Here is a 15,652-nt window from a genome sequence, read left to right as displayed (position 1 = left end):
CACATGAGGGCCTGGTTGGCCGCCGTGGTGTGCGTCTCGGGCCGACCAGTGGGTGGGTGGGAGCATGATCGGCAGTTGGGCGCATTTCCCGACGAACTCCGCCGGAGAACGCGCCGAAACGGCGATCATGCCCGGGAGACCGCCTTCGGTGGCGCCGCGCGCCGAAAGGGCAGGCCCGTGGCCTGCCCGCGAAGCGGGCCCGAAAGGGGCCGCAGAGGCTCGCGGGTCAAGGGTCGCGTAGCGATCGCGGAGCGACGCGGAGCGCCCTTGAGGCGTGAGGGCGGCCCCGGCACGATGCGCGGCGCCACTGAAGGCCTGGTGGGAGGTTGCCAGGACCGGGCGTGCCACCGCTGAAGGCCTGGTAGGAGACGGCCTGGTGGTCTCGATACCGGCCGGCGCTGGGGCGCCGTCCCTACTCGACCACCCGGAGGGGCGTTGGGGCGCCGGCGCTAACAGGCCCGCGAGAGCATCGCCGAGCGCATACCGGTGAGCTCCTCGGACACCGCCCACAGGCGTTCGGCGAGGTCCCGGTCGTCGGCGGGCGGGCGCACCGGGCGGCGGGTGACGCGCATCGGGCCGCGGAACTCGGTGTGCGGTCCGACGAACGTCCCGCCCTCGAGCTCCGGCACCGTGGCGGCGTACAGGATAGGGAGGGCAGCGTCCTCCGGGGCGCGGGCCACGACGGTGGCGACCGGCGCGATGAGGTGGTCGAGCAGCGTGTGGCAGCGGTTGGTGTTCATCGGCGTACTGGCCATGCCGGGGTGGGCGAGCACGCTGCGGACCGGGGAGGACGTGGCGCGCAGCCTGCGGTCGAGTTCGAGCCCGAACAGCATGTTGGCGAGCTTGGAGCGCGCGTAGGCGCGCATGGGGGAGTAGCGCCGTCCGCCGGTCAGGTGGTCGGCACCGTCCAGGTCGAGCTTCCCGTAGCGGTACACCGCCGACGCCACCGTGACCACGCGCGGCTCCCACCCGCGGTCGAGGGCGTCGAGCAGGAGCGTGGTGAGGGCGAAGTGCCCGAGGTGGTTGGTCGCGAACTGGCTCTCCCAGCCCTGCGCGTTGTGCCGCAGCGGGGTGCCGGCGATGCCGGCCACGTTGAGCAGCGCGTCGACCGGCTCGGCCGTGACGGCGGCGGCGAACTCCCGGATGGACGCCGGGTCGAGCAGGTCGAGCGGCAGGACGTCCACGGTGGCCGCCCGGTGCTCGGACAGCAGCTCGGCGCGGTGCCGGCCGGCCTTGGCGACGTCGCGCACCGCCATCACCACCCGTGCTCCGCGCTTCGCCAGCTCACGGGCGACGACGAGTCCGAGGCCGCTGCTCGCTCCGGTGACGACGACGCGGCGGCCCTGCTGATCCGGGACGTCGCGCAGATCCCAGGTGCTCACAGGATCCCCCCATCCTTGAGTAGCTCAACGGTATGCTTGAGCTACTCAAAGAGATTGTCAAGGGGTTACGCTGTGATCGTGTCTGGTGCCAAGACCACTCCCGCGCTCGTCGAGCAGGTGATGGCCGTGGCCATGGCGATCGTGCAGGAGCTCAAGGCGGCCGTCCGCGAGCTCGGACTGAGCGAGTCGGTCGCCCACCTCGTCTGGGTGCTCGACCCCGACGCCGACCCGGTGCCGCTGCGACAGGTGGCCGAGCGGTTGCGCTGCGACCCGTCCAACGTCACGTTGCTCAGCGACCAGCTGGAGAAGAAGGGCCTCGCCGAGCGCCGCCCGCACCCCGCCGACGGGCGCGTCCGCACGCTCGTGCTCACCCCCGCCGGTGTGGCGGCGCGCCGCAAGCTGCTCGACCACGTGCAGCAGCGCCCCCCGCTCGCCGCGCTCGACGGGGAGCAGCAGCGGCAGCTGCAGGAGCTGCTGGCCGTCGCGCTGGCGGACCGGAAGGGCTGATCAGGCTCCCCGCAGCCGGCGCAGCGCTGCGTGCACCTTCTCCCGGTCGTCGGTGGCCCAGAACGGGGGCAGGCTCGCCCGGAGGAACCCGCCGTAGCGGGCCGTGGCCAGCCGCGAGTCGAGGATCGCGACTACGCCGCGGTCGTCCATGCCGCGCAGCAGCCGCCCCGCACCCTGGGCGAGCAGCAGCGCCGCGTGGGTGGCCGACACCGACAGGAAGCCGTTGCCGCCGCGGGCGTCGGTGGCGCGCTGGCGGGCCGCGACGAGCGGGTCGTCCGGGCGCGGGAACGGGATCCGGTCGATGATCACGCACGACAGCGAAGGGCCCGGCACGTCGACGCCCTGCCACAGCGACAGCGTGCCGAAGAGCGAGGTGGCCTCGTCGGCGGCGAACTTCTCCACCAGCTGCATGGTGGAGTCCTCGCCCTGGCACAGGAGCGGCGTGTCCAGCCGGCCGCGCAGCGCCTCGGTGGCCTGCTTGGCCGCCCGCATCGAGGAGAACAGGCCGAGGGTGCGACCGCCTGCGGCCTCGACGAGCCCGACGATCTCGTCCAGGTACGACGGCGGCAGACCGTCGCGCCCCGGCGGCGGCAGCCGCTTGGCGACGTAGAGGATGCCGCTCTTGGCGTGGGCGAACGGCGAGCCGACGTCGAGGCCGGACCACCGCGGTGCGTCGGGGTCGGGCACCGGGTCGTCGGTCTTCTCCGCTGCCTTCTCCGGCGGGAGCCCCCACTGCCGGGCCAACGCGTCGAAGTTGCCGCCGAGCGCGAGCGTGGCGGACGTCAGCACCACGGTGGAGCGGCCGAAGAGCCGCTCCCGCAGCAGCCCGCCCACCCACAGCGGCGCCGCGTGCAGCGACTTGTGGCGCGCGCCGTCGGGGCCCTGCTCGGCGAGCCACACGACGTCGTGCCGCTTCGCCGGGTCGGCCTCGTCGAACGCGCCGAGCAGCCGTACCGCGGTGTCGGCCACCTCGTCGAGGGACGCCTGTGCGATCTTGCGGCCCGCGGCCACCTCCGGGTCCTCGCGGCGGTCGGAGCCCAGCGCCTGCTTGCAGGATCCGGCGGCGTCGCGGACGGCGGACAGGGCGCCCGCCGCGGCCCGGGGGAGCGACTCCCAGCGCCCGGGCGGCAGGTCGTCCAGAACGAACCCGAGGCCCTCGCCCGCCTCGGCGAGCCGGTCGGCGATGGCCTGGTCGACGAGCTTGCCGAGCCGCCGGGCGGTGGCGCCGATCATCCCGGCGGTGAGCTCGGCGGTGGCCACGCCAGTGACGCGGTCGACCAGCTCGTGCGCCTCGTCGACGACCACGACGTCGTGCTCGGGCAGCACCGGCCGCCCTTCGAGGGCGTCGATCGCGAGCAGGGCGTGGTTGGTGACGACGATGTCGGCCTGCCCGGCGACGCCCCTGGCCTTCTCGGCGAAGCAGTCCTCGCCCACCGGGCACTTCGCCGCCCCGAGGCACTCGCGCGCGGTGACCGACACCTGGCGCCACACCGAGTCCTGCACGCCGGGCACGAGCTCGTCGCGGTCGCCGGTCTCGGTGGTGTCGGCCCACTCGTGGATCCGCTTGACCGCCCGCCCCATCGCCGAGATCGCGAACGGGTCGAACAGCTCGTCGGCCGGGTCGGTGTCGTCGCCCCCGTGCAGCTTGTTGAGGCACAGGTAGTTGCGCCTGCCCTTGAGGATCGCGAACGTGGGCGCGCGGCCGAGCAACGGCTTGAGCGCCTTGGCCAGGCGCGGCAGGTCGCGGTCGACGAGCTGGCGCTGCAGCGCGATGGTGGCCGTGGAGACGACGACCGTGGCGCCCTTGCCGACGGCGTGGTGGATGGCGGGCACCAGGTAGGCGAGCGACTTGCCGGTGCCCGTGCCGGCCTGCACGGCCACGTGCTCGCCGCTCACGAGCGCCTTGCGCACGGCCTGCGCCATCGCGTCCTGACCCTCGCGGCGAGTGCCACCTACCGAGGTGACGGCCGCTTCGAGTAGCTCCGCAACTCCTGGCAGTTTCGTCGCGGTAGGCACCGGGCGAGGTTACCGGGCGCGCCTGACACCGCGGGGCGGAACGTCACCATCCGCCGTTGCACGGCTCACACGTGATGAACAACTTCGCGTAACCCGCCGTCACGATCACCGCGCCATCATGGGCGGGGTGACATCGACGCAAGTTCTGCTCCCCCCGACGTCCTACCCCGTGCTGCTCGAGCACGACGCCCGCTACAGCGATCTGGACCCGAGCCGTCGCATCGGCCGGGACGCGCTCGTGCGGTGGTTCGAGGACGCCCGTGTCGCCGTGGAGCGCACCCGCTTCGGCGCCGACCTGACCGGCCGCATGCGCCTGCTGCTCGCCTCCGTGCGCGTCGACGTGCTCGCTCCGCTGCGCGTCACCCGCAGCTACCGCATCGGCCTCGCCGTGACGCACATCGGCACGTCGTCCTTCGCGTACTCCTACGGCGTCTTCGCCGACGACGAGTGCGTGGCCACCGGCGAGTCGGTCAGCGTCCACTCCTCCGGCGGGCGCCCCGCCCCGCTGCCGGCGCCCGTCCGCGCAGCGCTCGAGGAGCTGCGGGTCGGCGGCCCGCGCGTCGAACGCCCCGAGATCGACCCGGCCCGCCGCGTGCGCGAGGCCTACCCGTTCCGGCTCGACGTGCGCACCCGCTTCGGCGACCTCGACACCAACCGCCACGTCAACAACGTCCGGCTCGCCGGCTGGTACCTCGACGGCCTCGCCGAGCTGCACCTCGACGTGCTCGGCTACCCGACGGGCGGGCCGCTCGACGGCCTCGCGCCGAGCACACTGTCGGTGCAGTACCTGGACGAGGTGCACTACCCCGGCATCTACCAGCTCCGGGTCGGTGTGGTGGACCTCGACGACACCACCGCCCGCTACGCCTGCGGCCTGTTCGACGGCCCCCGCTGCATCGGACTGGCCGACGCCGTGGGCGCTCACCGCGTGCTGGACGAGCAGGGCGTGGTAGGCGACCTGGGCACCCTCCTGGAGCCCTTCCGGATGCGGCAGGTCTGAACGCGCCACTTCACAGACCGCCTCCCCGCTTCACACAGGGCCCGCCCTGTGTGAAGCGGGGACCGGGTCTGTGAAGTTCGCTCAGGCCACCTGCACGCCCGCTGCTTGCATCTCCTTCAGGGCGCGGTCCGTCGTCTCCGGGGCCACCCCGGCGCACAGGTCCAGGAGCACCTTCGTCGTGAAGCCCGCCTTCGCGGCGTCCAGCGCCGTGGCGCGCACGCAGTGGTCGGTGGCGATGCCGACGACGTCGACGCTGTCCACGCCGCGGGCGCGCAGCCAGTCGGCGAGGCCCGTCCCACCTGGCTCGGCACCCTCGAACCCGGAGTAGGCGGCGGCGTGCTCGCCCTTGCTGAACACGGCCTCGATCGGGGCCACGTCCAGCTCCGGGTGGAACGACGCTCCCGGTGTGCCCGTGCGGCAGTGCGGCGGCCAGCTGTCGACGAAGTCGGGATCGGCCGAGAAGTGGGCTCCCGGGTCGACGTGGTGGTCGCGTGTGGCGACCACGTGGTCGTACGAGGCGGTGCGCAGGTGGCCCGAGATCGCGGCGGCCACCGCCGCGCCGCCCGCGACGGCCAGCGAGCCGCCCTCGCAGAAGTCGTTCTGCACGTCGACGACGATCAGCGCGCGCATCGTCACATCCCCTCGAAGACGGTGGGCAGGGCGGGCTCGCCGCGGGAGAGCTTGAGGCCCTCCCACGGCACGGACACCAGTGCGGCGCGCAGGTGCTCGCGGGACTCCTCGAGGGTGGGCAGGCCCGACACCTGCTCGCCGCCCCGGACCAGCGGGATCGGGACGACCCGGTCGTGCGGGCCGAGCGCGGGCGGGTTCTCGGCCTGGTGCACGACCTCCTCGATCGCGGTGCCCGTCGGCTTGTAGCGGCGGATCGCCGACTTGCGCCCGCCCCGCGACTCCTTCGACTCGCTGCGCTTGGCGACCGGCCTGCCGTCGACCTCAACCAGCTTGTAGACCATCCCCGCGGTCGGCGCGCCGGAGCCGGTGACGACCGAGGTGCCCACGCCGTACGAGTCGACGGGCTCCGCGCGCAGCGAGGCGATCGCGTACTCGTCGAGGTCACCGGACAGCACGATCTTCGTGTCGGTGGCGCCCAGCGCGTCGAGCTGGTCGCGGGCCTGGCGGGCGAGCTCGCCGAGGTCACCGGAGTCGATCCGGATCGCCCCGAGCCCGGTGCCGGCGGCCTCGACCGCCAGCTCCACGCCGCGGCGGATGTCGTAGGTGTCGACGAGCAGGGTGGTGTCGGCCCCGAGCGCCTTCACCTGGCTCGTGAACGCCGCCAGCTCGTCGTCGTGCAGCAGCACCCACGCGTGCGCGGCGGTGCCGGCGGTGGGGATGCCGTGCCGGCGCTGCGCCTCCAGGTTCGAGGTGGTGGCGAACCCGGCGAGGTAGGTGGCCCGCGCGGACGCCACGGCCGCGGCCTCGTGGGTGCGCCGCGACCCCATCTCGATGATGGGTCGCCCGGCGGCCGCCGTGACCATCCGGGCCGCGGCCGATGCGACTGCGCTGTCGTGGTTGAGGATCGACAGCACGAGCGTCTCGAGCAGCACCGCGTCGACGAACGTGCCGGTGACGGTGAGGATCGGCGACCCCGGGAAGTACAGCTCACCCTCGGGGTAGCCGTCGATGTCACCGGAGAAGCGGTAGTCGGCCAGCCAGGACAACGTGTCGTCGTCCACGATGCCGTCCAGCATCGCGAGCTCCTGCTCGCCGAACCGGAACCGCTCGATCGACTCCAGCAGGCGGCCGGTGCCCGCGACGACGCCGTAGCGGCGTCCCTCGGGCAGCCGGCGCGCGAACACCTCGAACACGCAGTGCCGGTGCGCGGTGCCGTCGGCGAGCGCGGTGGCCGCCATGGTCAGCTCGTACCGGTCGGTGAACAGGGCGGTGGACACCCCGGCCGACGACGGACTGCCAGTCATGGATCGAGAGCCTATGTGCCGTGCGGGCAGAACGGGCGAGGTGTCACCATGGAGAACATGGCCGCCCCGCTACCCGTACCCACGCGCCAGGTGGAGCCGGACCTCTTCGAGGACTCGTCGGCGGACGTCCCCTGGCAGGCGATCGTCTGGAACGATCCCGTCAACCTGATGTCATACGTCACCTACGTGTTCCAGAAGCTGTTCGGTTACCCCGAGTCCAAGGCCACCGCGCTGATGCTCGACGTGCACCACAAGGGCAAGGCCGCGGTGTCGTCAGGGGACAAGGACAAGATCGAGGCAGACGTCGCGAAGCTGCACGCCGCGGGTCTCTGGGCCACGATGCAGAAGTCATGAACGGCTGGAAGAAGGCGGGGCGCGGCGGCAAGACGCGGCTCGCGAGCACCTTCGACGCCCAGGAGGCCGCCGTCCTGCGCGGGCTGGTGGGAGAGGTCCGGCAGATGCTCGCCGGCCGCTCCGCCGACAACCCCGCCGACGAGCTGGCGGTGCTCACCGGGATGCGCACGGGCCCGTCCACCCGCCCCGACGACCGGGTGCTCGCCCGCCTGCTCCCCGACTTCTCGCCCGACGACCCCGACCTCTCCGCGGGCATGCGCTCACTGCACGAGCCCGAGCTGATCGAGGCCAAGGACGCCGCGGCCGCGCTGGTGCTCGACACCCTCCCCGAGGCCGGGGGCCGCGTCGAGCTCACGCCCGAGCAGGCCGACACCTGGATGATGGCGCTGAACGACGTGCGCCTCGCGCTCGGCACCGCGCTCGACGTCAGCGAGGACATGCCGGAGGACCTGCCCCTCGACGACCCGCGGGCCGCTCACCTCGGCGTCTACCACTGGCTCACGTACGTGCAGGACTCCCTGGTGCAGACGCGCATGCAGGTGCGTCGCTGACGGGCCCTCCCGGTCAACGCCGGTCGGAGTGGCCGAGGCTGCGGTCGGGTGCCACCCGGTCGCGCACGAGCTGCTTGAGCTGGGCGAGCTCCGGGAAGCCGCCCTCGGCGGCGCGGTCCCACAGCACGTCGTCGTCGAGCCGCACCTGGAAGACGCCGCCGGTTCCGGGCACCAGCGCGACCTCGCCGAGGTCGGCCGGGAACGTCGTGAGCAGCTCCTGAGCCGTCCATCCGGCGCGGAGCAGCCAGCGGCACTGCGTGCAGTAGGTGATCTCGAGGCGGGGTGCGGGCACCCGGCGAGTCTGGCAGAGGTGTGAGCCGCGTCCAGGGATGTGCACCCGGCCGGATCCGGAACGTAGTCTGGACGGCGTGCTGGTGATCCGAGCCGATCTCGTGGACGAGATCGTGGCCCACGCCCGCCGGGACCACCCCGACGAGGCGTGCGGGGTCATCGCCGGTCCCGAGGGATCGGACCGGCCGGAGCGCTTCATCCCGATGCTCAACGCTGCCCGCTCGCCCACGTTCTACGAGTTCGACTCGGGCGACCTGCTGCGGCTCTACCGCGACATGGACTCGCGTGGCGAGGTGCCCGTGGTGATCTACCACTCGCACACGGCAACGGAGGCCTACCCGTCGCGCACCGACATCTCATACGCCTCCGAACCGGAGGCGCATTACGTGCTCGTGTCGACGCGCGAGCCCGCCACGCACGAGTTCCGGTCGTTCCGGATCGTGGACGGTGTGGTCACCGAGGAAGACGTCGAGGTCGTGGAGAGTTACATGTTCTCGCACACGGGCGCTGACGACGTCCCGGACCACGCCTGATCGACGTCTGCCGCGTCCGATCCACGACCGATCCACCTGGAGCACCAGCATGGCCGTCACCGTGTCCATCCCGACCATCCTGCGCACCCACACCGGCGGCGAGAAGGCCGTCGAGGCGAAGGGGAGCACCGTCGCCGAGGTGATCGACGACCTCGACTCCCGCCACAGCGGCATCGCCAAGCGCCTGGTGAACAACGGGAACCTGCACCGCTTCGTCAACATCTACGTCGACGACGAGGACGTCCGCTTCGCCGGCGGGCTCGAGGCGCCGGTGGGGGAGAACTCCACCGTCACGATCCTGCCCGCGGTCGCCGGCGGCATGCGCTAGTCCTTCGCCAGGAGGCGTCATGGCACGGTACGACTCCCTGCTGCAAGCGGTCGGCGACACCCCGCTGGTCGGCCTGCCGTCGCTGTCGCCCGCTCCGCACGTGCGGCTGTGGGCGAAGCTGGAGGACCGCAACCCCACCGGCTCGATCAAGGACCGGCCCGCCCTCGCGATGATCGAGAAGGCCGAGGCGGACGGGCTGCTGGAGCCCGGCTGCACCGTGCTGGAGCCGACCTCCGGCAACACCGGCATCTCGCTCGCGATGGCCTGCAAGCTCAAGGGCTACCAGCTGGTCTGCGTGATGCCGGAGAACACGTCGCTCGAACGGCGCCAGCTGCTCGAGATGTACGGCGCGCGGATCATCTCCTCGCCCGCGGCCGGCGGCTCCAACCAGGCCGTCGCGATGGCGAAGGAGCTGGCGGCCGAGCACCCGGACTGGGTGATGCTCTACCAGTACGGCAACCCCGCCAACGCCGACGCGCACTACCGCACCACCGGCCCGGAGATCCTGCGCGACCTGCCGACGGTCACCCACTTCGTCGCCGGGCTCGGCACCACCGGCACGCTCGTCGGCACCGGCCGCTACCTGCGCGAGCACAAGCCGGACATCCAGATCGTCGCGGCCGAGCCGCGCTACGGCGAGCTGGTGTACGGCCTGCGCAACCTCGACGAGGGCTTCGTCCCGGAGCTGTACGACCCCGAGGTGCTCACCGCCCGCTACTCCGTCGGCAGCCGCGACGCCCTGCGCCGCACCCGCCAGCTCGTGGAGCAGGAGGGCATCTTCGCCGGCATCTCCAGCGGCGGGATCCTGCACGCCGCGCTCGCCGTCGCGGAGAAGGCGGCGGGGGCGGGGGAGAGCGCCGACATCGTGATCATCATCGCGGACGGAGGGTGGAAGTACCTGTCCACCGGCGCCTACGCGGGTGAGCTCGACGAGGCGGCCGAGGGGATCGACGGACACCTCTGGGCGTGAGCCGCGCGCATCAGCCCACGGTCGCGCAGGTCGCCGGGTCGGCCTGCGCCCGCGGGTCCTCACGCGTCACGTTCTCCAGGTGGTCGGTCGCCGCCGGGTGCGCGACCCCGCCGTCGACGGTGTAGGTCACCACCTCGCCGTCGTAGCGGGGCGTTCCGTCGCGGGTTGCGCCGTTGTCGATGACGGCCCGCACGGTGCGCAGCCGGCGCCCCGGCGTCCCCGGGACGCACCCGTACTCGGCGATCGCGGACTGCCCGCCGCCCGAGTGGAGGCGCCACGGTGCGCGGTCCTCGGTGGTGAGCGCGTGCAGGCGGTCGTCGTCGAAACCCCACACCTCGAACGTCGTGGTGTTGACGCCGAGGGCGAGGGTGAGGACCAGCTCATCGCGCCCGTCGCCGTTGACGTCCACCACGGACGGCACGACCAGCGGCAGCTCCGCGCCGTCGAGGCCGTGCACCTGGTCCTCGACGTACCCGCTGGGCAGGTCGATGCGCAGCAACTGCGTGCCCGGCGAGAGCTGCCGGAGCGTCACCGGCTCCGCGAGGCCGTCCCCGTCGACGTCGGCGTCGGTGCTCACCAGGGCGGCCTGCTCGCGGGCGGCGGCGACGCCGGGAACGAGGAGGAGTGCCGCTGCGGCCACCGCCGCGGCGGCGAGTGCACGCATCGCGTGGTTCATGAGAGGTCCCCCGATCGACCACCGGAGCCGCACGCCGCAGCCCCGATCGGATGACGGCAGGGATGATCTTCCGGTTGCTCACGGTGACGTGGGTCACAGCTTCGTCCGAGCGCCTCGGCCTGCGTAACCTCGGTGGCATGGCCGCCCCTGCGCCCGCCCCCCGCCGGACCGCCCGCGTGCTGCCGCGCAACCCGGTCACCTCGGCACTGTTCATGCTGCTGTTCACGGCCGGGCTGTACGTCGTCGAGGCGTTCGACGTCGTCAGCGGCCACGTGCTCGATCGGAACTACGGCATCGAGCCGCTCGAGGCCGACGGGCTCGACGGCGTGCTGTTCGCCCCGCTGCTGCACGCCGACTGGGGCCACCTGGCCGCCAACACGGTGCCGTTCCTCGTGCTCGGGTTCCTGGCCATGGCCGGAGGTGTCCGGCAGTTCGTGGTGGTGACCGCCATGATCTGGATCCTGGGCGGGCTCGGGGTGTGGCTCACCGGCGGCTACGGCTCCGGCTTCCACATCGGGGCCTCCGGGTTGATCTTCGGCTGGCTGGTCTTCCTGCTCACGCGCGGCTTCTTCGCCCGCAGCGGCCTGCAGATCCTCATGGCGGTGGGGCTCTTCCTCGTGTGGGGCGGGATCCTGTTCGGCGTGCTGCCCGGGCAGCCGGGCATCTCGTGGCAGGCCCACCTGTTCGGCGCGCTCGCCGGGCTGCTGGCGGCCCGGCTCGCCGCCCGCGCCGACCGTCGCGCGGTGCGCGGCGCCTAAACTCGCCGCGTGCCCCCCGGTCCCGACGCCCCGATCGGCATCTTCGACTCCGGCGTCGGTGGCCTCACCGTGGCGAGGTCGGTGATCGACCAGCTGCCCGCCGAGCAGGTCGTGTACGTCGGTGACACCGCGCACGGGCCGTACGGGCCGCTGCGGATCGCCGACGTGCGCCGGCACGCGCTGGCCGTCGGTGACGCGCTCATGGAACAGGGCGTCAAGGCGCTCGTCGTCGCCTGCAACACCGCCACCGCGGCGTGCCTGCCCGACATCCGGGAGCGCTACCCGGTGCCGGTCGTGGAGGTGCTGCGGCCGGCGGTGCGCCGGGCCGTCGCCACCACCCGCAGCGGGCGGATCGGCGTGATCGGCACCAGCGCGACGATCGCATCGGGCGCCTACCAGGACGCCTTCGCCGCCGCGCCCGGCGCGGAGGTCACGGCAGTCGCGTGCCCGCGGTTCGTCGACTTCGTCGAGCGCGGCATGACCAGCGGCCGCCAGGTGCTCGGGCTCGCGCAGAGCTACCTGGAGCCGCTGCAGCGGGCGCGGATCGACACGCTGGTGCTCGGCTGCACGCACTACCCGCTGCTCGCAGGCGTGCTCCAGATCGTGGCCGGGCCGGACGTCACGCTCGTCTCCAGCGCGGACGAGACGGCCAAGGACGTCGTGCGCGTGCTCATGGAGCACGACCTCGCCCGCGACCCCGCCGGCCCGCCGCCCGCTGCACACCGCTTCCTCGCCACGGGCGACCCGGAGCCGTTCCGCCGACTGGGCCGCCGCTTCCTGGGTCCCGAGATCGGCGCGGTCGCAGGCCTCCACACCCTTCCGACGAGCGGCGCGTTCGTCGGAACCTAGGCGACGAACGCGCCGCTCGTCGGATTGCTCGGCTCGGGTAGCGTCGCGGCGTGATCGGCGCTCTCGTCGTCGTGGTCCTGGTCGCGCTCGTGGCGCTGGCGGTCTACGGCGTTGTCCTCACCGTGCTGAACCGGCCCCCGGACGTGTGGACCAAGCGCGCGGCGGGCGCCGTGGTCGCGCTGCTCCTGCTGCAGGCCGCGATCGGTGCGGTGCAGGTCTTCTCCGGTACCGCGCTGCCCGAAACCAGCACGTTCCTCATCTACCTCGTCGTGTCCGTGTGCGTGCTCCCCATCGCCACGCAGTTCGCCACCGCCGAGCCGACGCGGTGGGGCGGGGCGGTCGTCGCGGTGGGGGCGATCGCCACGGCCGTCGCGGTCTGGCGGCTGCAGGGGCTCTGGGTGCCCGGTGCCTGAGGCCGCGCGCGCCACGTCGTCCGGCCCGGGCCGGGTGCTGATCGCCGTGTACGGGGTGTTCGCGCTCTCGGCCACGGCGCGCGCAGGCGTGCAGATCGCCACCCGGTTCGGCGAGGCGCCCGTGCCGTACCTGCTGTCGGCGCTCGCCGGTGTCGTCTACATCCTCGCCACGATCGGGCTCGCCGGTCACGGGCCCGCCGCCCGCCGGCTCGCATGGGGAGCCGTGGTGTTCGAGCTCGTCGGCGTGCTCGCCGTCGGAACGCTCACCGTGTTCGACAGCGGCGACTTCCCCGACGACACCGTCTGGTCCGGGTACGGGCGCGGCTACGGCTTCGTGCCGCTCGTGCTCCCCCTCATCGGGCTGTGGTGGCTGCGGCACACACGCGCGCGTTAACGTTCGCCGCATGCGGCTGATCGTGCTCGGGTGCTCGGGCAGCGGGCCGGGGCCCGACGCGCCGGCATCCGGCTACCTCGTCGACACCGGGGACGCACGGCTCGTGCTCGACCTGGGCAACGGCACGTTCGGCGCCCTGCAGCGCCACCTCGACCCGTGGGAGCTCGACGCCGTCGCCTTCTCCCACCTGCACCCGGACCACTGCGCCGACTTCACATCGCTCGTGGTGCACCGCCGCTACCACCCGCGCCCGCCGTACGACCCCGCCGCGCGCCCGCTGCCGGTGCACGCCCCGGCCGAGGCGCCCGACCGGTTCGCCGCCGCGTACGCCCCCTCGGCCGCCGAGCGGGCCGAGACCGACCTCACCGACGTGTTCACGTTCCACGCGCTCGCCGACGGCGGGATGTCCGGCGTTGGGGCCGCCACGCTCACGGCCCGCCGCGTCGACCACCTCTGCGAGGCGTACGGCCTGCGGATCGACGTGGGCGGGAAGAGCCTCGTCTACAGCGGCGACACCGGTCCGTGCACGGCGCTCGTGGAGCTCGCCCGAGGCGCCGACGTGCTGCTGTGCGAGGCCACGTGGCCGCACGTCATGCCGCAGTGGGGAGACGAACCGCCCACCGGGGTGCACCTGTCGGGACGGCAGGCCGGCGAGCACGCCGCGGCGGCCGGGGTCGGGCGCCTGCTCATCACCCACGTGCCGAGCTGGTTCGACGGGGACGAACTGCTGGCCGAGGCCAAGGCGGCCTTCGACGGGCCGGTCGAGCTGGTGGCGCCCGACGCCGCCTACGACATCTGACTACTGGCCGATGCCCTGCCACACCACGACCGAGCCCGCGTGGCCGACCCACGCGACGACGGCGGTGACGGCGACGCCCGCCAGCGCGGCGAGCACCGACAGCCCGGTGGTCACGCGGCGGCGGGTGGGGCCGGCCGGCTGAGCGGCGTGCGCCCCGACCTCGGCGCGCACGGCCGCCATCTCGGTGAACACGGCGGCGGCCAGGAGCACGAGGAACACGAGGGCGATCGGCAGCAGCCACGAGGCGCGCTGCTCGTGCACGTCGAGCAACGGGTTGTCCACGTCCAGCGCGGCCCGCAGCTGGGTGCCCGTGGTGGCGGCCATCGGGACCGCCGCGACCCCGGCCAGCGCCATGAGCAGCACCGGGATGCCGAGCGAGCGCCGCCACGAGCGTCGCACCGCGATGACGACCGCACCCAGCGCCGCGAGCGGCAGGAGCACGACGACCGCGTGCACGACGAGCGGGTGCAGCGGGATGCCGTCGATGACCCACATGTCCCGTTCAACGGGCGGGCGCGACGTCCGGTTCAGGCGGGGTCATAGGGTGGCTCCGTGACACGCGCAGACGGCAGGTCGGACGACGAGCTCCGCCCGGTGAAGATCACCAGGGGCTTCCAGAAGCACCCGGCGGGCTCGGTGCTCGTCGAGTTCGGGGACACGAAGGTGCTGTGCGCGGCGAGCGTCACGGAGGGCGTTCCGCGCTGGCGCAAGGGATCCGGTCTCGGCTGGGTCACGGCGGAGTACGCGATGCTGCCGTCGGCCACGAACACCCGCAGCGACCGCGAGTCGGTGAAGGGTCGCGTCGGCGGCCGCACGCACGAGATCAGCAGGCTGATCGGCCGCTCGTTGCGCGCCTGCATCGACCTCGCAGCGCTCGGCGAGAACACCATCGCGCTCGACTGCGACGTCATCCAGGCCGACGGCGGCACCCGCACCGCCGCGATCACCGGCGCGTACGTGGCGCTGGCCGACGCCGTCACGTGGCTCGGCGCGCAGGGCGCGCTCGCGGACCCCAAGCCGCTGTCCTGCCAGGTCGCGGCCGTCAGCGTCGGGGTGGTGGACGGGCGGGTGCGGCTCGACCTGCCCTACGAGGAGGACTCCCGCGCCGAGGTCGATGCGAACGTCGTCGCCACCGACACCGGCACGCTCATCGAGGTGCAGGGCACCGGCGAGGGAGCCACGTTCACCCGCAAGACGCTCGACTCGATGCTCGACATCGCGCTCGCCGGCATCCGGCAGCTGTCTGACCTGCAGACCGAGGCGCTGGCGCAGCCCTACCCGCGCGACCTGCCGGGGCGCTCGTGAAGGTTCTGCTCGCCACCCGCAACGCGGGCAAGCTCGCCGAGCTGCGCCGGATGCTCGCCGACGGCCCGGTCGAGGTCGTCGGCCTCGCCGACGTGCCGGAGTTCCCGGAGGCCCCCGAAACCGGCGCCACGTTCGCCGAGAACGCGCTCGCCAAGGCGCGGGACGCCGCCGCCGCCACGGGCCTGCCGTCCGTTGCGGACGACTCGGGCCTCGCGGTCGATGCGCTGAACGGGATGCCGGGGGTGCTGTCGGCGCGCTGGTGCGGTCGCCACGGCGACGACCTCGCCAACCTCGAGCTGCTGCTGGGCCAGCTCGGCGACGTGCCGGACGAGCGGCGCGGCGCGGCGTTCATCTGCGCGGCGGCGCTCGTGGTGCCGGGCGGGCCGGAGACCGTGGTGCACGGCGAGTGGTCCGGCCGGATCGTGCGGGCCCCCCGCGGGACCAACGGCTTCGGCTACGACCCGATCTTCGTTCCCGACGGCGAGGAGCGCACCTCCGCCGAGCTCGGCCCGGAGGAAAAGGACGCCGCCTCCCACCGCGGCCGCGCGATGCGCGCCCTCCTGCCCCACCTGCACGCCCTGACCTGACCTGC

Annotated in this window: 21 protein-coding genes; 14 read left to right on the top strand and 7 right to left on the bottom strand. The window is 73.2% G+C overall.

Annotated features, from left to right (window positions below):
* Positions 1 to 449: 449 nt before the first annotated feature.
* Positions 450 to 1,382: an SDR family NAD(P)-dependent oxidoreductase gene (locus FB388_RS27655; RefSeq protein ID WP_142105053.1), complete on the bottom strand. Its 933-nt coding sequence runs from the start codon at positions 1,380 to 1,382 to the stop codon at positions 450 to 452.
* Between the two features lie 78 nt (positions 1,383 to 1,460).
* Here FB388_RS27655 and FB388_RS27650 point away from each other — a divergent pair, with 78 nt between their 5' ends.
* Positions 1,461 to 1,889 carry a MarR family winged helix-turn-helix transcriptional regulator gene (locus FB388_RS27650; protein ID WP_142105052.1) on the top strand — a complete coding sequence of 143 codons (429 nt, stop codon included), beginning with the start codon at positions 1,461 to 1,463 and terminating at the stop codon, positions 1,887 to 1,889.
* On the opposite strand, the gene FB388_RS27645 is transcribed toward FB388_RS27650, so the two are convergent.
* Complete coding sequence (locus FB388_RS27645; RefSeq protein WP_142105051.1) at positions 1,890 to 3,905, bottom strand: ATP-dependent DNA helicase; 2,016 nt, start codon at positions 3,903 to 3,905, stop codon at positions 1,890 to 1,892.
* A gap of 127 nt (positions 3,906 to 4,032) precedes the next feature.
* Between FB388_RS27645 and FB388_RS27640 the strand changes: the two genes are divergently transcribed.
* Complete coding sequence (locus tag FB388_RS27640; protein ID WP_170225854.1) at positions 4,033 to 4,905, top strand: acyl-CoA thioesterase; 873 nt, start codon at positions 4,033 to 4,035, stop codon at positions 4,903 to 4,905.
* 81 nt (positions 4,906 to 4,986) lie between these two features.
* Here the strand turns inward: FB388_RS27640 and FB388_RS27635 are convergent, their stop codons facing one another.
* On the bottom strand, positions 4,987 to 5,535 hold the full coding sequence (locus tag FB388_RS27635; protein ID WP_142105049.1) for a nicotinamidase: 549 nt from the start codon (positions 5,533 to 5,535) through the stop codon (positions 4,987 to 4,989).
* 2 nt (positions 5,536 to 5,537) lie between these two features.
* Positions 5,538 to 6,839: a nicotinate phosphoribosyltransferase gene (locus tag FB388_RS27630; RefSeq protein ID WP_142105048.1), complete on the bottom strand. Its 1,302-nt coding sequence runs from the start codon at positions 6,837 to 6,839 to the stop codon at positions 5,538 to 5,540.
* 57 nt (positions 6,840 to 6,896) lie between these two features.
* Here FB388_RS27630 and clpS point away from each other — a divergent pair, with 57 nt between their 5' ends.
* Positions 6,897 to 7,193, top strand: coding sequence for an ATP-dependent Clp protease adapter ClpS (clpS, locus tag FB388_RS27625; protein ID WP_142106335.1), 297 nt, complete (start codon positions 6,897 to 6,899; stop codon positions 7,191 to 7,193).
* Positions 7,190 to 7,744, top strand: a complete 555-nt coding sequence (locus FB388_RS27620) for a DUF2017 domain-containing protein (RefSeq protein ID WP_142105047.1) — start codon at positions 7,190 to 7,192, stop codon at positions 7,742 to 7,744. Before clpS ends, FB388_RS27620 begins: the two co-directional genes overlap by 4 nt.
* Before the next feature lie 13 nt (positions 7,745 to 7,757).
* On the opposite strand, the gene FB388_RS40580 is transcribed toward FB388_RS27620, so the two are convergent.
* Positions 7,758 to 8,036 (bottom strand): Rdx family protein, encoded by a 279-nt coding sequence (locus FB388_RS40580; RefSeq protein WP_246122461.1) that lies wholly within the window; start codon positions 8,034 to 8,036, stop codon positions 7,758 to 7,760.
* Positions 8,037 to 8,112: 76 nt separating this feature from the next.
* Between FB388_RS40580 and FB388_RS27610 the strand changes: the two genes are divergently transcribed.
* The 3 genes from FB388_RS27610 to FB388_RS27600 are packed head-to-tail and all read left to right on the top strand — an operon-like array spanning position 8,113 to position 9,866.
* Complete coding sequence (locus FB388_RS27610) at positions 8,113 to 8,568, top strand: M67 family metallopeptidase (RefSeq protein WP_211362389.1); 456 nt, start codon at positions 8,113 to 8,115, stop codon at positions 8,566 to 8,568.
* Between the two features lie 49 nt (positions 8,569 to 8,617).
* Positions 8,618 to 8,896 (top strand): MoaD/ThiS family protein, encoded by a 279-nt coding sequence (locus FB388_RS27605; RefSeq protein ID WP_142105045.1) that lies wholly within the window; start codon positions 8,618 to 8,620, stop codon positions 8,894 to 8,896.
* A 19-nt stretch (positions 8,897 to 8,915) separates the two neighbouring features.
* Positions 8,916 to 9,866 (top strand): PLP-dependent cysteine synthase family protein, encoded by a 951-nt coding sequence (locus FB388_RS27600; RefSeq protein ID WP_142105044.1) that lies wholly within the window; start codon positions 8,916 to 8,918, stop codon positions 9,864 to 9,866.
* A 10-nt stretch (positions 9,867 to 9,876) separates the two neighbouring features.
* On the opposite strand, the gene FB388_RS27595 is transcribed toward FB388_RS27600, so the two are convergent.
* Positions 9,877 to 10,542: a hypothetical protein gene (locus FB388_RS27595; protein WP_142105043.1), complete on the bottom strand. Its 666-nt coding sequence runs from the start codon at positions 10,540 to 10,542 to the stop codon at positions 9,877 to 9,879.
* A gap of 137 nt (positions 10,543 to 10,679) precedes the next feature.
* Here FB388_RS27595 and FB388_RS27590 point away from each other — a divergent pair, with 137 nt between their 5' ends.
* The 5 genes from FB388_RS27590 to FB388_RS27570 are packed head-to-tail and all read left to right on the top strand — an operon-like array spanning position 10,680 to position 13,755.
* Positions 10,680 to 11,300 (top strand): rhomboid family intramembrane serine protease, encoded by a 621-nt coding sequence (locus FB388_RS27590; RefSeq protein ID WP_142105042.1) that lies wholly within the window; start codon positions 10,680 to 10,682, stop codon positions 11,298 to 11,300.
* Positions 11,301 to 11,309: 9 nt separating this feature from the next.
* Positions 11,310 to 12,149, top strand: coding sequence for a glutamate racemase (murI, locus tag FB388_RS27585; RefSeq protein WP_142105041.1), 840 nt, complete (start codon positions 11,310 to 11,312; stop codon positions 12,147 to 12,149).
* A 50-nt stretch (positions 12,150 to 12,199) separates the two neighbouring features.
* On the top strand, positions 12,200 to 12,562 hold the full coding sequence (locus FB388_RS27580) for a hypothetical protein (protein WP_142105040.1): 363 nt from the start codon (positions 12,200 to 12,202) through the stop codon (positions 12,560 to 12,562).
* Positions 12,555 to 12,956, top strand: coding sequence for a hypothetical protein (locus tag FB388_RS27575; protein ID WP_142105039.1), 402 nt, complete (start codon positions 12,555 to 12,557; stop codon positions 12,954 to 12,956). The genes FB388_RS27580 and FB388_RS27575 overlap by 8 nt, the downstream gene beginning before the upstream one ends.
* Positions 12,957 to 12,966: 10 nt before the next feature.
* Complete coding sequence (locus tag FB388_RS27570; RefSeq protein WP_142105038.1) at positions 12,967 to 13,755, top strand: MBL fold metallo-hydrolase; 789 nt, start codon at positions 12,967 to 12,969, stop codon at positions 13,753 to 13,755.
* Here FB388_RS27570 and FB388_RS27565 read toward each other — a convergent pair whose 3' ends face one another.
* Entirely contained in the window at positions 13,756 to 14,250 is a 495-nt protein-coding gene (locus tag FB388_RS27565; protein ID WP_142105037.1) for a DUF2231 domain-containing protein, read from the bottom strand.
* Between the two features lie 57 nt (positions 14,251 to 14,307).
* Here FB388_RS27565 and rph point away from each other — a divergent pair, with 57 nt between their 5' ends.
* The gene (gene rph / locus FB388_RS27560) at positions 14,308 to 15,060 is read left to right on the top strand and encodes a ribonuclease PH (protein ID WP_142105036.1); all 753 of its coding nucleotides are present in this window, start codon (positions 14,308 to 14,310) and stop codon (positions 15,058 to 15,060) included.
* Positions 15,057 to 15,647 carry an RdgB/HAM1 family non-canonical purine NTP pyrophosphatase gene (gene rdgB / locus FB388_RS27555; RefSeq protein ID WP_142105035.1) on the top strand — a complete coding sequence of 197 codons (591 nt, stop codon included), beginning with the start codon at positions 15,057 to 15,059 and terminating at the stop codon, positions 15,645 to 15,647. The genes rph and rdgB overlap by 4 nt, the downstream gene beginning before the upstream one ends.
* Positions 15,648 to 15,652 lie beyond the last annotated feature (5 nt).

It is taken from the genome of Pseudonocardia cypriaca (genome assembly GCF_006717045.1).
Taxonomy (GTDB): Bacteria; Actinomycetota; Actinomycetes; order Mycobacteriales; family Pseudonocardiaceae; genus Pseudonocardia; species Pseudonocardia cypriaca.
Note: the sequence above shows the minus strand (reverse complement) of the source record. Positions and strands in the feature narration are given on the sequence as shown.